This window comes from Peribacillus sp. BM1, from assembly GCF_056679975.1.
The window spans coordinates 2,273,977-2,287,355 of the sequence record NZ_CM155259.1 but is presented as its reverse complement, the minus strand read 5'-3'; the positions used below and the strand labels follow the sequence as shown (position 1 = coordinate 2,287,355).

The following is a 13,379-nucleotide window of genomic DNA, read 5'->3' as shown; positions in this document are numbered from 1 at the left end:
CAAAAAAAGCCGACATCATTATCGTTCATAATGAAATCGGCTGTTAATTATGAAAAATATTTATGGACGGTTTCAAAAACATGTTCATCCATTACCACTCTTCCATATTCTTCAAGCATATGGATTGTGATTGAAGATTCTTGACTATATTCAAGTAAAAGGCTTAAAACATCATCAATTTCTTCTTCTTCAATTTCCTCTTCCTCAAATTCGATATAGAGAAAATATCTATTATTATAGGCATATAATTGTGTCTTAAAGTGATCAAGACCACTGCGCTTACTTAGTGAAATGACATCTTCAAAGTCATTGAACTCCGTGATAAACTCAATGATACCGTCCTCAAACTGAATGGGCTCATGGCCATCGTCTTTCCCTTGGTATTGTTCATCTAACAAGGATTCAAGCTTATCATCGACATGTAGTTCGCCAAATCTTTCATCAGTAATCGGCAGTTCTAGCTTCTGACCATCCTTCGTCAATTGAGCCTTCGTAACCAATATCTCAAGACCTTTTTCCATAGCTTGAACTTGAATCCATAATGGACCTTCAATCATAAACTCTTCTTCTTGATGTACTTCATCCATCATCTCCCAGAAAAGTTCCTCACTTCGTTCTCGGCTATACCAAATATCTTCCCTATTGAAGCCGCGATCTTCAATATCTATATAAGAAATGTAAAACTTCACTGTATCTTCATTTATACGTTCGATCTCCACGTAAATCCTCTCCCTTCTGTTCATGTTTTGAAGGGATTTACCCCCGAAAAATTTTGCTCTTTTTTTTATCGTTACCCACCATACCCTTTTGCATTACCGGTAGATAAGGAAATATGTTGTCATAATTTATTTTATGATAAAACTCTTCATAATGGAAATAAAAAAGCTTCAATCGGTTAAAAACAAACGATTGCCTAATGTTCCATATATTCTACAAAATTCCCACAGGATATGCAACTGTAAAACAGGAAATATTTTTGGAATAAAATGAAACTTCAATCAGTGGGATCTTGACTTTCCGTTAATGCGGGATAACTTCATCTATAGTGGATATTCTTATGTAAAGTAAACGATGAACAGATTAATATTGTAGGACACTACTTTCTTCCATCAGCATCTTGCTTCGCACGCATTTGTATCTACTCTCTAAAAAAGAGATATATTAAAAAACCCTGTCAATAATTTAGACAGGGCCTCTGCTTATAATTAGTTGACCATTCGCTGAGCTTCACGTAGTTGGAACGAACGGACTTTACGTGGTAGGAATCTGCGAATCTCATCTTCGTTATATCCAACCTGTAATCTTTTTTCATCAAGGATAATCGGTCTTCTTAATAGACCTGGATTATCTTTGATTATTCTATACAGTTCTTGAAGTGGAAGAGATTCCACATTTACATTTAGTTTCTGGAAAGTTTTCGATCTTGTCGAAATAATCTCATCTGTTCCATCTTCTGTCATACGAAGAATCTCTTTAATCTCTTCAATTGTAAGCGGTTCAGAAAAAATGTTTCTTTCAGAATAAGCAATATCATGTTCTTCGAGCCATGCTTTTGCTTTACGGCAAGAAGTACAGCTAGGTGATGTATATAAAGTTACCATGTTAATACTCACACTCCCTAAGTATAGAATCGACGATCTATGATGGGAAACTTATCATTCATTTCAGTTTCAGGTCTAGATTGAAATAACTATAAAATAGTAATTCATATTAATATTATACACTAAAACCAGCAAATTGCATACTCTTTTCACAAAGTTTGATACGCTTTCAAAGTCCAAGCTTTATTTCATAATCAAGCCATCTCTCTTTGTCATTTTAGATTACGAATGGGTATTCTAATTGAAAATTAGCATAAATGATTCTCAATTACTTTTTTCTTAACACTATTTAAAGTACCCAATTTATTTTGTTCTAAACATTTTAGTTTGTATCTTTCATTTTTTCCTATACTCAATTTTTGTTCCTACTTTCATAGATTTGATAATAAAAAAAACGATCTCTGTATTGAGATCGTTTTTGGGTTATTGCTTATACATTTGTTGATATTGTTTAAATTCCTTATCAGAGCAATTCACATAGTGCCCTGGTCTTACTTCGCGCATCTTCACATCATCACTTTCACTATAGTTGTGAATGTTTGGTTTGTAAATAATTCGTTTCCTTGTACGTTCACTTGCAGGATCCGGAAGAGGGATTGCCGAAAGCAGAGATTGTGTATAAGGGTGAATTGGATTGTTATACAAGTCATCACTTGGTGCAAGCTCCACTAATTTACCGAAATACATAACTCCGATTCGATCACTGATGTACTTAACCATGGAGAGATCGTGTGCAATGAAAAGATACGTTAAACCATGTTCAATTTGTAGTTTTTTCAATAGATTAACAACTTGTGCCTGAATGGAAACATCCAATGCTGAAATCGGTTCATCCGCAATGATGAATTCAGGTTTAACAGCTAACGCACGGGCAATTCCGATACGTTGGCGCTGACCGCCGGAAAATTCATGCGGGTATCGATTGGCGTGTTCACGATTTAAACCTACCGTTTCAAGTAGACTGTATACACGTTCTGCTCTCTCTTTAGGAGTTTTCGCTAAGCCGTGAATGTCAATTCCTTCAGCGATAATATCTATGACCTTCATCCTCGGGTTTAAGGACGCGTACGGATCTTGGAAAATCATTTGCATTTTTCGGTTAAAATCTTTTAATTGTTTTTTACTTTTCGAGCCATGGACATTTTCGCCATCAAAAATAACTTCGCCATCCGTTGCATCGTAAAGGCGGATGATCGTTCGACCAGTAGTTGATTTACCACAACCTGATTCACCGACTAATCCTAATGTTTCACCTTTGTAAATATCAAAAGAAATACCATCAATTGCTTTAACCATGTTTGGCTTGCCGACATTGAAGTATTGCTTTAGATTTTTAATTTCGAGTAACTTTTCACGTTCAACCATTATTGCCCCTCCTGTCCAGCTTGGAATTGTTTCATCCGTTTAACTACAGCTGCTGGCGGTTCTACTTTCGGTGCATCAGGGTGCAATAACCAAGTTGCCGCATAATGTGTGTCAGAGACTTTAAACATTGGGGGTTGCTCTTCTAAATCAATCTGCATCGCATATTCATTACGTGGCGCAAATGCGTCACCAATTGGCGGATGTAATAAATTTGGAGGAGTTCCCGGGATTGCATATAATTCTTCCTCTGCGGAATCTAGACTCGGCATCGAGCTGATTAATCCCCATGTATACGGGTGTTTAGGATTATAGAAAATTTCGTCTACCGTGCCAATTTCAACAATTTTTCCGGCATACATAACCGCTACACGATCCGCTACATTGGCAACAACACCAAGGTCATGCGTAATGAAGATAATTGACGTATCAATTTTCTTCTGCAATTCTTTCATTAATTCAAGAATTTGAGCCTGGATCGTTACATCAAGCGCTGTTGTTGGCTCGTCTGCAATCAAGACCTTCGGATTACAAGCAAGAGCGATTGCGATAACGACACGTTGTCTCATTCCACCAGAAAATTGGTGTGGGTATTGTTCAAAGCGTTGCTCAGGATTCGGAATCCCAACCATACTAAGCAATTCAAGCGTCCGTTTTTTCGCTTCATTTTTACTAACATTCTGATGCTTAAGAATCGGTTCCATGATTTGCTTACCGACTTTAATTGTTGGATTTAAAGATGTCATTGGATCTTGAAAAATTAGTGAAATGTCTTTTCCACGTACTTTTTGCATCTTTTTTTCACTTAACTTAGCTAAGTCTTTACCATTGAAAAGGATTTCGCCACTTTTTATTTCCGAGTTTTGCGGCGGTAAAAGGCGCATAATTGCTTTAGTCGTTACTGATTTACCTGATCCTGATTCTCCCACTATTGCAAGTGTTTCACCTTTTTTCAATTCAAAGTTCACACCTCGAATCGCTTGAACTTCTCCCGAGAACGTATGAAACGATATATTCAAATCTTTAACTTCTAATATGTTTTCCAACTTTTTCACCTACCTATTAATCGCGCATTTTTGGATCCAATGCATCACGGATACCATCTGCAATCATGTTAAAGCAAACCATAATGATGCTGATAAAGACTGCTGGGAAAATCATTAAGTGTGGATACAATCTCAATGTTTTAAATCCATCATCAATTAACGTACCTAATGAAGCTAGTGGCGATGAAAGTCCCAAACCAATGAAACTTAAGAATGCTTCAAAGAATATTGCATTCGGAATGGTAAACATTGTGTTAATAATGATAACACCCGCTAAATTTGGCAGTAAATGTTTGAAAATGATTTTGCTATGAGAGTTTCCTAACGTTCTTGAAGCAAGTACATATTCTTGTTCTTTCAATTTTAGCACTTGAGCTCGCACAACTCGCGCCATTGTTGTCCATCCTGTAATAGCAAGTGCAATCGTAATCGACATAATTCCTGGTTTGAAAACGAGGATCATTAATATCACGACAACAAGGTTTGGTATTCCAGAAATCACTTCAATTACACGCTGCATCATACTATCCAGTCTGCCACCAAAGTATCCTGCTATTGCTCCATAGGTGACGCCGATTAACATGTCTAATAATGCTGCCAAGAAAGCGATATAGAGGGAAATTTGAATTCCTTTTGCCACACGCGTGAATAAATCACGACCTAAAGAATCTGTCCCAAACCAGAAGTATTCATCAATATTCTTCTGTTCATATACATCGACAACCGTACCATCATTACGGACCATTGTTCCGTCAAAGGGTAACCAGCTTACACTTTCCAATACCGGGATTTTAGCAGGCAAATTTGTCCGTTTTAAATCTTGATCATTTGTTCCATGTCCGCTAATTAGTGGACCTACAAAGGCTAGGATAATGACCAAAAGCATCACAATCATACTAACGAGAGCTGCTTTATTTTTTCTTATTCTTAGCCATGAATCTTGCCAGAAATTTAAGCTAGGCTTGCCAATTACCTCACCTAAGGAAGCATCCAGAATGGCAGGAGCAAACTTGTCTTTACTTATTTTCATATCTTCTTTCGCCATTACTTTTTACCTCCTGACAACCTAATCCGCGGATCAATAACTCCATAAAGAATATCCACTATAAGGATAATGACAACAAACATAAATGAGAATAACAGAGTCGTTCCCATAATAACGGAATAATCATTTACTGTTATCGCTTTAACGAATTGTTCCCCGATTCCCGGGATGGCAAATATCTGCTCAATAACGAGAGAACCCGTCATTAAGGAAACCGTTAGAGGTCCTAATACTGTTATTACTGGGATTAACGCATTTCGTAATCCATGTTTAAAGGCGACCTCGAAGCTACTTGCACCCTTCGCTCTTGCAAGGGTAATATAATCTGAGCCTAATACATCAATCATTTCTGTTCTCATAAATCGAGCCGTAATGGCGATAGGGAACATAGCTAGTGCAATCGTAGGCATAATGGTGTAGTCCCAACCCTTCCAGAACAATACTGGTAACCAGCCTAGCTTAACGCCAATATAATATTGCATGACACCCGCAAACACGAAGTTAGGGATCGATTTACCAAGAACAGCTATGAACGTTGAACTATAATCGATCCAAGTATTTTGTTTTAATGCGCTAATAACTCCTAGCACAATTCCGATAATCGTACCGAAAAAGATGGCTTGGAACCCTAACACTAGTGATGGTTGAATCCGCTCAAGTAATAATTGTGTGACTGGAACATTATTAAACTGAAACGAAATTCCTAAATCACCTTTAAGTAAACCAACAATATATTGTGCGTATTGTACCGCTACAGGTTGATCTAATCCGTAATTTTCCTTCATGATTTGTAATTGTTCAGGTGATAATTTTCCCGCCGTGGAAAAAGGCGTACCTGGAATCAATTTCATCAAGAAGAAGGTTAGGCTGGCAATAACAAATAAGGTAATTAACATATAAATAAACCTTTTTATAATATATCGAGCCATTTGCACACCTCCTACATATTCGAATTTTCTCTATAATTCGACAATTTTTATAATAGGGAAAAGAGAGTATATCAAGTACATATACTCTCTTTTCTGCTTTCAAATCATTTTTATATGTTTTGGCATCCTATTCTTCAACTGTAATCCATTTATAAGAATAGTTTGGACCAAATGGTAAAGCAACTAATCCTTTAACCTTAGGACTAATTAGGATGTTATCTGCTCTTTGGTAAGTTGGTGCCACACCATAGTCTTCAGCTAAGAATACGCGTTCAGCTTCTTGAAGTGTTGCAACATACTCTTCTTGATTCGCAGCCACTTCTTCAGCTTTTGTAATTAACCCGTCATATTTAGCGCTTGAATATGACATTTCATTATTCGGGCTGTCTGTTAACCAAAGATCAGCGAATGTCATTGCATCTGGATAGTCAGGACCCCAACCAGAGTGAAGTAAATCATAGTTTCCAGCTTTTGCACGATCAAGACGAATTGCAAATGGAACACTCTCAAGATTAACTTTTAATCCAGGTAGGTTCGTTTCCAATTGGTTTACAATGTACTCATCTTGTTTCTTAGCTGAATCTGTGTCTCCACCTAGGTAGCTAAGCTCAAGCTTGTCTAGTCCTAGTTCAGCCAAACCTTTTTCCCATGCTGCTTTTGCTTCATCAGCATTAAACACAATCAAATCGCCGTTTTTCTCACGGAAATCTTTACCGTCTGAAGTTGTTACAAACTTGTCTGGTACGAAATAGTTTGCTGCAATTGAACCGTTGTTCAAAATGCTTGCTGCAAGATCCTCTTTATTGAAAGCTTTTGCAAGTGCTTCACGAATGTTTACATTTGCAAGTGCTTCATTTTTATAGTTCATTTTAATCCAGTAAACAGATGGTTGAAGGGCACTAACCATTCTTTCATCACCTTGATATTGTGGAACAAGATCGGATGATAAGATATCAGTGATATCTGCTTCTCCACCTTCAAATGCATTCACTTGTGCATTATTATCTTTAACAACATTAAATGTAATCTTCTTAAGTGTAATTGCATCTGCATCTCGGTAAGTGTCGTTCTTTTCAAGAGTCCACTCCATAGCAGTAGGACCTTTCCAAGCTGTTAATTTGAAAGCCCCATTTGATATTAGGTTTTCTGCATTACTAGCATATGCATTGCCTTTTTCTTTCACAAACTTTTCGTTTTGTGGATAGAATGTTGGGAATGCCATTAAGTCTTTCCAGTAAGGAAGAACTTTCTCAAATTTAACTTCTAGTGTTTTTTCGTCTATTGCTTTAATACCTAAAGTATTTAAATCAAAATCTTTTTTGGCAACTGCAGCATCAGTAATTTCTTGAGCGCCTGCAATTTTTCCATTCATCATATATGGACCATACTCTGAAGCAGTAGCAGGATCAATCGCACGCTGCCAAGCGAATACGAAATCTTGTGCAGTCACAGGATCTCCATTAGACCATTTTGCATCGATAAGCTTAAATGTTACAGTTTTCCCGTCTTCACTCACTTCTGGCTCTCCGTCTACTAAAGCAGGAACAGAACTACCATCTTTATCTTGTGTGTAAAGACCTTCGTTAATACTATTTAATACGTTAAAGCCAATTTCGTCTGTCGTCTTAACAGAATCCAATGTTGGGATCTCAGATTTACTTAGGACTTTAATTTCTTGTGCTGCATTAGATGTTTTTGCACCTTCAGACTTTTCATTACCATTATCTGCACTTTTTCCACCACATGCTGCCAAGAATACACTTAACACCAATGTTAGTACCAAAAGCAGTGAATATTTAGATTTTTTCAAAATCGATACACCCTTCCCTTATTTTTATGTAACATTTACTATTATACAAAAAATTAAGAATTTGTACATAAATATTTAAAAATAATTTAATGTCTCGTAATCATTTTTTAAAAAATAAGTATACTTACTTTTTTTACCTACAAATCGTAAATTTAATTGTAATTTTCACAAAATTAAGCCTTTTCATTTTTAAAATAGTACCTAATTACTTTTTTCATTTTTTTGTAATCACCTTTTTTAAAAATTAATTATTATATTTAAATAACAACAACTTATTACATGTACCTCATTATGTTTTGGTATACTTTTTTTAGTAACATGTAGAGAGGGTAGTGAAAATGAAAAAAACGATGATTTGGACAGTTGCAATGGTTCTGCTTTCTTTAATTTTATCTCTAGTCTTGTATCATGAGATAACCTTGCGTTCTTTCCTTGATATGATCTTTTATATAACTGGATGCTTATTAATCTTCTCTTTATTTACGTTGGTACTACAAAAAGGTTTTTTTGATGTCATCCATTATAGCTTTCGTAAAGTAGTGCCAAGTAAAAGTACAGAAACGGAAGAAGAAGGCGAAATACGTCGCCTTTCTGAATTAATAACGTTGAACCTTAGTATCCCTTTCTCAACTGGATTCATTCTGTTACTCATTTTAATTATTGGATTATATATTTATTACTTATGATTTTTTGCAATAATGGCTATGCTGTAAGGAAAATAAGTAGATTTCAACAGTAAATATCTCTACAATGAAAGAAGTAAACTTACTATTATTTTTTAAGCTTATACAGGGAGTGACAATAGGTGAAAAGGATTTTTTCAGGCATACAGCCTACCGGTTCAATAACATTAGGCAACTATATTGGCGCGATGAAGCAATTCGTCGAACTTCAACATGAATATGACTGCTACTTTTGTGTTGTTGATCAGCACGCAATTACTGTTCCACAAGATCGATTAGAATTAAGAAAAAATATCCGTAATCTTGCAGCGTTATATCTGGCAATTGGCTTAGATCCAGAAAAGAATACGATCTTTATCCAATCTGAAGTGCCAGCACATGCCCAAGCAGGCTGGATGATGACATGCAATGTTTATATTGGCGAGTTGGAAAGAATGACTCAATTTAAAGACAAATCTGCTGGGAAAGATGGCGTTTCAGCTGGTTTACTTACATACCCACCATTGATGGTCGCCGACATCCTTCTATATAATTCAGATCTTGTACCTGTTGGTGAAGATCAAAAGCAGCATATTGAATTAACTCGGGATTTGGCTGAACGTTTCAATCGGAAATATGGCGAGATCTTTACGATTCCTGAAATCAGCCTACCAAAAGCTGGCGCAAGGATTATGTCTCTGCAAGAACCTGAAAAGAAAATGAGTAAATCTGATCCAAACAAAAAAGCGACCATTGCCTTATTAGATGATCCAAAACAAATTGAAAAGAAAATTAAGAGTGCAGTTACCGATTCAGAAGGTATTGTCAAGTACGACAAAGAAAATAAACCTGGTGTCTCTAATCTTCTTTCCATTTATAGCATCTTTAGTGGTAAAGCGATTGCTGAAATCGAAGCGATGTATGAAGGTAAAGGATATGGCGACTTTAAATCGGGATTAGTAGATGTCGTTCTCGCAGAAATCCAACCGATTCAGGATCGCTACTATCGTCTACTTGAGTCTACTGAACTGGATGAAATTTTAGATCGAGGTGCCCAAAAAGCAAATATCGAAGCAAATAAAATGCTCCGCAAAATGTCTAATGGCATGGGATTAGGGCGTAAAAGAAAGTAACTAAATTGCAATGATGATTGATTAGCCAATAGAAAAAGACGTCTCGTTTCTGAGTACGTCTTTTTCTGCGTCTATTTTATCCCGCATTAACGGGCAGTCAAGACCCCCACCTCAAGGCTTAGAGGAATCGAAGAAGCGTAGGTGGGGGACAACTGCCCGTAAAAGCCCGATTGGTTCAACTAACAATCAGCGGGGGATGGAGAACCCCCCCACTGATTGAAGTTTCACTTTATAACATAGACTGACTGTCGCCGACTTCCATTTCCCATAGCTTTTCAAAAAATGGTTGGCCTTTTACCAAGTGCTCACACATGTGAAGATGTTTATCTGACCAGCCTGTTTTCATTTCTTCATATAATCCAACCCAAGCTTCTTCGAAATTCATCTCCTGTATACTTTCATATTTTTCTGGTGACCACTCTGTAAACCAGTAGCGAATTTCAGCTGTGTGTTTGGCTGTAAATAGTTGATCCATAGCCATAAATAAAAGCTGTTTTAATTGTCGTTCTTTCCGGGTAAGACCTTCCATATATTGCGGTGATGGTGATAATATATGATATTCTTTTTCCGTTGCAACATTATCAGTAAATGTGTACTCTAAGGCAGGATTGTTTTCAATCATGTCGTATACAATTTGCTCTTGGCGTGGAATTAGCCTGCTTTTCCGAATGGGAATGTGATAGCCAATTGTATCAATTGCTAGTATCCCACTTCCATCTGTAATGACAAAGCAATAATCCAATTGAATTCTTTCATGGTTCTTTCTTGCATAGGCTTTTTGATAAATATCATTGAGTAGTGCTTTCGGTAATTCAGACAAATCATTTTCTATGTAATGAAAAAGGGTTGACGAAATTTTCAAAAGCGGAACTTGATCGAGTAGTTCAATTCCGTCATCTTTTCTCCATTCATGAAAATGGCAAATATTGTAGCCGTTTTCTTCTCCTTCAAACCAATTCACCCAAACATCATGAAGATATAACATCATTTGACCCCTCGCTTACTTAGTTCTATTTGTCCATCAGTATAGGCAGTTGTGAGAGAATTTATTCCTTTTATAGGCAGATGATTATTTTTCTTTTCTAAGAAACAAGGGGGAGGTGCACTTCACTATATTACAGGTTTTACCTCAAAAAACTTATTGATCTACATATTTTTGATACCGTTTTCATAAAATCCTTGCCTGATGATGCAAGAGGGCAATTTTAAGCAATCCCCCCATCTTGGTGCGTGTTTCAACCTCCCTTTCTAACCATTGCGCGCCGGAACCAAAAAATGCGACTCCTCTATATAAGACGTTACCATTAGATACAACCTCTTAATTACATTTAACCTAAATCCGTTCCCTTTTCCCCCAAAATAAAATCTTCAGATGAGACCACGAATGTTTTTTTCACTGTAAGATCGTTTTTCTGTTTCACCAAGAAATAGCCAGTGCTATAACCGAGCATGTTCGGATAAGGTGATTTTCCAAGTAATAGTTGGTCATGTTTTCTCTCGTTACGCTTCAACTGAATATCTTCTTTAAGGTATTTCTCCCAATAATGTTTCGACTGCTCATCCGAATATAAGCTGGTCCATTTTGCTAAGTACTCCTTCCCAAGGTAGGTCATGACAGCATGTTCTGCTAAGCCCTCCATGACCATTCGATCAAGCAACGTGAAATCATTTTCATTTTGCTTAACGCAAGCTAACCTACATACGTGATGGTATTCATGAATAAACACAGCGGTAAGTTCTTTCAAACTAATACCAGGACGGACAAAAAGGAATAATTTATCCCGAAAAGCTAAACCAGATTTTGTATCTAGTGATTGATTGAATAAGCCCCCTGCATTCATTGGGAAAATATAAACAGGGATATCTGGGCCTTTCCATAATCTTTGGAACCGCTGAAAAATAGCCGTTACTTTACTCCAGATGCTCTCTGAAACTAAAGATTCTATGTCTCTTTTTGTTTGGCGTGAATCTCGATACATCCCATGTTGCTGTAACAACCGATACATATTATTCGGTCTCATTTTGGGGAATTCGCCTTCTAAGTGTTTACATATTTCTTTTGGGCTACTATTATTTTGAAGCCAAACATTCGTTTCAATAATTCCCATCACCCTCACCCCGACTGTGTTTTATCCCATCATATGTTGGGCAGCCAATGATGATACAGTCAATGAATGGTATTTTCCCGAAATAATTTAATAGATTCTCTAATCCAATATGAATACAATTTATTCTGTGTATCGCTATACAAGATTTTCTGGTTTAGCTGAAGGATTACTTCACTTTTTACCTGTGGCTCATACATCGGCATTTAACATAGCCTTTCAGTTTATAATCAAAAAAAAGATTCTCTTCCCATTTGGACATCGCACACTAAAGGATCAGACAACATAACAACTATAACGTTCAAATGAAGTGTATGTAACACTATGAACTAGATGTAGTGTGCAATCTGACCCTCATAGGACATCCTAAAATGTAGTAGAGAATCTATCAATTATTTTTTAGTCTTCATATTTTTTTAAGACGATTGTTGCATTATGACCACCGAAGCCCAATGAGTTGCTTAAGGCAGCGCTAACCTCTGCTTTACGAGCAGTATTGGCAACGTAGTCTAAGTCACAATCTGGATCAGCATTCTCCAAATTAATCGTCGGTGGCAAGATTTGATCACGAATAGCTAGTGCAGTAAAAATAGCTTCAACACCACCAGCTGCTCCTAGCAAATGTCCTGTCATCGATTTAGTCGAGCTTACCGCCAATTTATTTGCATGTTGGCCAAAAATTTCTTTTATCGCCATTGTTTCATATTTGTCATTATAAGCTGTGCTCGTTCCATGCGCATTTATATACTGAATATCTTCCGGTTTGAGGTCCGCATCACTCACTGCTTGCTTCATTGCTCTTGCCCCACCTTCACCGCCTGGAGCTGGTGCGGTAATATGGTAAGCATCACCAGTTGAACCGTATCCGACGATTTCACAGTAAATGGTGGCACCGCGTTTTCGTGCAAAATCTAGGTCTTCCAAAATGATAATGCCAGCACCTTCTCCAATAACAAAGCCATCACGTTTTACATCAAAAGGACGGCTCGCTGTATTCGGATCAGGGTTTGTCGATAAGGCAGTATTTGCGCAAAATCCAGCAACAGCCATTTTTGTAATTGGGGCTTCTGCTCCACCCGTAATCATTGCATCAGCATCACCACGTTGAATCGCCTTAAATGCATCACCGATTGAGTTCGTACCAGATGCACATGCTGTAACTGTACATGAGTTGATTCCTTTTGCTCCTAAGGCAATCGAAACTTGACCAGAGGCCATATCAGGAATCATCATCGGAACAAAGAATGGGCTTACTCTCTTATAGCCTCGATTTAAAAAGTTTTCATGTTGGTTTTCGAACGTTTCCATTCCACCAATCCCTGAACCAATCCATACACCGATTCGATCTGCATTCGTATCATTAATTTCTAAATTAGCGTCTTTTACCGCCATTGTGGAAGCTGCTACAGCATAATGTGTGAATCGGTCCATTTTTCGGGCTTCTTTACGATCCACATATTCTTCGATGTTAAATTCTTTTAATTCTGCTGCTACCTTAGCAGGATACTCATCTGCATTTAATCGCGTTAATGGACCTATGCCTGATTTACCTTCAAGTATGTTCTCCCAGGTTGTCTTAGCATCATTCCCAAGGGGTGTAACAGCACCAATTCCCGTTACAACAACTCTTCGTTTCGTCATATAGTATTCTCCCTTCTCTATTTAGAAATAACCGTCGCAAGGTTC

12 protein-coding genes are annotated in these 13,379 nt (G+C 37.2%); 2 read left to right on the top strand and 10 right to left on the bottom strand.

Annotation, left to right across the window (positions count from 1 at the left end):
* Positions 1-47 precede the first annotated feature (47 nt).
* The 7 genes from mecA to AC1MGI_RS10980 all read right to left on the bottom strand — a co-directional run bounded on the left by mecA (position 48) and on the right by AC1MGI_RS10980 (position 7,793).
* A complete protein-coding gene (gene mecA, locus AC1MGI_RS11010; protein ID WP_480345309.1) occupies positions 48-719 on the bottom strand; it encodes an adaptor protein MecA in 672 nt (223 codons plus the stop codon).
* A gap of 486 nt (positions 720-1,205) precedes the next feature.
* Entirely contained in the window at positions 1,206-1,601 is a 396-nt protein-coding gene (spxA, locus tag AC1MGI_RS11005; RefSeq protein WP_049680428.1) for a transcriptional regulator SpxA, read from the bottom strand.
* A 423-nt stretch (positions 1,602-2,024) separates the two neighbouring features.
* The gene (locus tag AC1MGI_RS11000) at positions 2,025-2,966 is read right to left on the bottom strand and encodes an ABC transporter ATP-binding protein (protein ID WP_480345308.1); all 942 of its coding nucleotides are present in this window, start codon (positions 2,964-2,966) and stop codon (positions 2,025-2,027) included.
* Positions 2,966-4,009 (bottom strand): ABC transporter ATP-binding protein, encoded by a 1,044-nt coding sequence (locus AC1MGI_RS10995; protein ID WP_480345307.1) that lies wholly within the window; start codon positions 4,007-4,009, stop codon positions 2,966-2,968. Before AC1MGI_RS10995 ends, AC1MGI_RS11000 begins: the two co-directional genes overlap by 1 nt.
* Positions 4,010-4,025: 16 nt before the next feature.
* A complete protein-coding gene (opp3C, locus tag AC1MGI_RS10990) occupies positions 4,026-5,054 on the bottom strand; it encodes an oligopeptide ABC transporter permease (RefSeq protein ID WP_480345306.1) in 1,029 nt (342 codons plus the stop codon).
* A complete protein-coding gene (gene opp3b, locus AC1MGI_RS10985; protein WP_480345305.1) occupies positions 5,054-5,983 on the bottom strand; it encodes an oligopeptide ABC transporter permease in 930 nt (309 codons plus the stop codon). The genes opp3C and opp3b overlap by 1 nt, the downstream gene beginning before the upstream one ends.
* 127 nt (positions 5,984-6,110) lie before the next feature.
* The gene (locus tag AC1MGI_RS10980) at positions 6,111-7,793 is read right to left on the bottom strand and encodes a peptide ABC transporter substrate-binding protein (protein WP_480345304.1); all 1,683 of its coding nucleotides are present in this window, start codon (positions 7,791-7,793) and stop codon (positions 6,111-6,113) included.
* Between the two features lie 338 nt (positions 7,794-8,131).
* Between AC1MGI_RS10980 and AC1MGI_RS10975 the strand changes: the two genes are divergently transcribed.
* Positions 8,132-8,479: a DUF3899 domain-containing protein gene (locus AC1MGI_RS10975; protein WP_480345303.1), complete on the top strand. Its 348-nt coding sequence runs from the start codon at positions 8,132-8,134 to the stop codon at positions 8,477-8,479.
* A 119-nt stretch (positions 8,480-8,598) separates the two neighbouring features.
* On the top strand, positions 8,599-9,588 hold the full coding sequence (gene trpS, locus AC1MGI_RS10970; RefSeq protein WP_480345302.1) for a tryptophan--tRNA ligase: 990 nt from the start codon (positions 8,599-8,601) through the stop codon (positions 9,586-9,588).
* Positions 9,589-9,817: 229 nt separating this feature from the next.
* On the opposite strand, the gene AC1MGI_RS10965 is transcribed toward trpS, so the two are convergent.
* The 3 genes from AC1MGI_RS10965 to fabF all read right to left on the bottom strand — a co-directional run bounded on the left by AC1MGI_RS10965 (position 9,818) and on the right by fabF (position 13,334).
* Positions 9,818-10,573 (bottom strand): DUF3603 family protein, encoded by a 756-nt coding sequence (locus tag AC1MGI_RS10965; protein WP_480349768.1) that lies wholly within the window; start codon positions 10,571-10,573, stop codon positions 9,818-9,820.
* Positions 10,574-10,916: 343 nt separating this feature from the next.
* A complete protein-coding gene (locus AC1MGI_RS10960; RefSeq protein WP_480345301.1) occupies positions 10,917-11,696 on the bottom strand; it encodes a DUF2268 domain-containing putative Zn-dependent protease in 780 nt (259 codons plus the stop codon).
* A gap of 396 nt (positions 11,697-12,092) precedes the next feature.
* A complete protein-coding gene (gene fabF / locus AC1MGI_RS10955) occupies positions 12,093-13,334 on the bottom strand; it encodes a beta-ketoacyl-ACP synthase II (protein WP_480345300.1) in 1,242 nt (413 codons plus the stop codon).
* Between the last annotated feature and the right edge of the window lie 45 nt (positions 13,335-13,379).